Below are 1,846 nucleotides of genomic sequence, written 5' to 3' on the forward strand. Positions count from 1 at the left end.
TTTTTATATATCATAATGGAATCCGTGTTGACAGCTCGTTTCTTAATAAATATACCGCTGATATATCAGATGGAGAACTAACCATGTGGGCCGGAGTCTTCCCCGCAGTCACGACCAAATTCACGACGGACGACCGTCTCGACCACGCCGAGATGGAGCGCTGCTTTGGCCTGCAGATGGAGGCCGGCTGCGACGGCATCATCGTCTGCGGTTCGCTCGGCGAAGGGCCGATGCTGTCGCATGACGAGAAGATCGAGGTGCTGAAGACGGCGCAGAAAGTCGCCGGCAAGAAGCCCGTGCTTTTGACCGTCAATGAGCCCGGCACGCGCGAGGCGGCCAGCATCGCGCGCCGCGCCGCCAGGGAAGGCGCAAACGGCCTGATGGTGGTGCCTAGTCCGATCTACCACACCGACCGCCAAGAGACGGTCGCTGCCCTTCGCGCGGTCGCCGAAGCCGGAGACCTGCCGGTCATGATCTATTCCAACCGGCTCGCCTATCGCGTCGACGTCACCGTCGACCTGATGGAGGAACTGGCGTCGGACAAACGCTTCGTCGCCATCAAGGAATCCTCCGACGACATCCGCCGCTCGACCGAGATCATCAACCGCCTCGGCGACCGCTACGATCTCTTCACCGGCGTCGACAACCTCGCTTTCGAGGCGCTGTCGGTCGGTGCCATCGGCTGGGTTGCCGGTCTGGTCACCGCCTTCCCGCGCGAGACCGTCGCCATCTACCGGCTGATGAGAAAAGGCCGCCGCGAGGAGGCGCTGAAGATCTATCGCTGGTTCCGCCCGCTGCTCGACCTCGATGTCTCGACCTATCTGGTCCAAAACATCAAGCTTGCCGAAGTGCTGGCGATCGATACCAATGACCGCGTTCGCATGCCGCGCCAGCCGCTCTCGGGCGAGCGCCGCAAGGCGGTGGAAAAGATCGTCAGGGATGCGCTGGCCGTGCGGCCGGAACTGCCGGCGTTTTGATTGGCTTTCTTCTCCCCGTTCACGGGGAGAAGCCGGCGGCAGCCAGATGAGGGGCAGCGCCAACGTGCAGGGGAATTCCAAATCTTCAGAAGAGGGGCGCCGCCCCTCATCCGCCCCGCGGGCGCCTTCCCCCCGTGAACGGGGAGAAGGGGAAGACGTCGCCATTGTCGGCGGCGGCATTATCGGCATCTGCGTGGCGACCTTGCTTGCCGAGGCCGGTCGCCGCGTCACCATTTTTGACCGCACCGGCATCTGCGAGGAGACGAGCTCCGGCAACGCCGCCGCCTTCGCCTTCTCCGACGTGCTGCCGCTGGCGCATAAAGGGATGATCAAGCAACTGCCGAAATGGCTTGCCGACCCGCTCGGGCCGCTCTCCATCCCGCCCGCCTATCTGCCCAAGCTCCTTCCCTGGCTGATCCGCTTCTGGCGCGCGGGCAACTCCAGACACTATGAGACGAGCCTCGCGGCGCAGGCCGGCATGATGAGGCTCGCCGAAGCCGAATGGATGGGCCTGCTCGACCGCTCCGGCACGAGGCCGATGCTGCGCGAGGACGGCTCGCTCGAACTCTACGAAAGCGAGGCTGAGTTTCGCGCCTCATTGTCGGGTTGGGCGGCGCGGGAGCGCTTCGACATCGGCTTCCGCCATGTCGAGGGGGAAGAGATGGCGGCGCTTCAGCCGGGCCTCGCGCCACGCTTCGTCAAGGGCACTTTCGTGCCGAGCTGGAAGACGGTCGCCGATCCGAAGCTGCTCGGCAAGGCGGTGTGGGCCTATGCGGAGCGGCTCGGCGCCCGTTTCGAGCATGCGCGTATCGATCGCGTCGAAGCCGGCGCGGATGGCGCCGCGGTCATGCTTGCCGACGGCACGACCC

At 64.6% G+C, this 1,846-nt stretch carries 2 protein-coding genes; both read left to right on the forward strand.

All coding sequences use genetic code 11. The features are described from left to right. Window positions 1-83: 83 nt before the first annotated feature. A complete protein-coding gene (locus EOA38_RS35415; RefSeq protein ID WP_127301403.1) occupies window positions 84-977 on the forward strand; it encodes a dihydrodipicolinate synthase family protein in 894 nt (297 codons plus the stop codon). 46 nt (window positions 978-1,023) lie between these two features. Then, on the forward strand, window positions 1,024-1,846 hold an 823-nt coding region (locus EOA38_RS35420; RefSeq protein WP_127301404.1), incomplete at its 3' end, for an FAD-dependent oxidoreductase.

Origin of the sequence: Mesorhizobium sp. M1E.F.Ca.ET.041.01.1.1 (genome assembly GCF_003997355.1) — a bacterium.
In the GTDB taxonomy this organism is placed as follows: domain Bacteria; phylum Pseudomonadota; class Alphaproteobacteria; order Rhizobiales; family Rhizobiaceae; genus Mesorhizobium.

Excerpts from the sequence above, each read along its gene's own strand:
- EOA38_RS35415 (WP_127301403.1), top strand. The coding sequence starts at position 84 with ATGTGGGCCGGAGTCTTCCCCGCAGTCACGACCAAATTCACGACGGAC.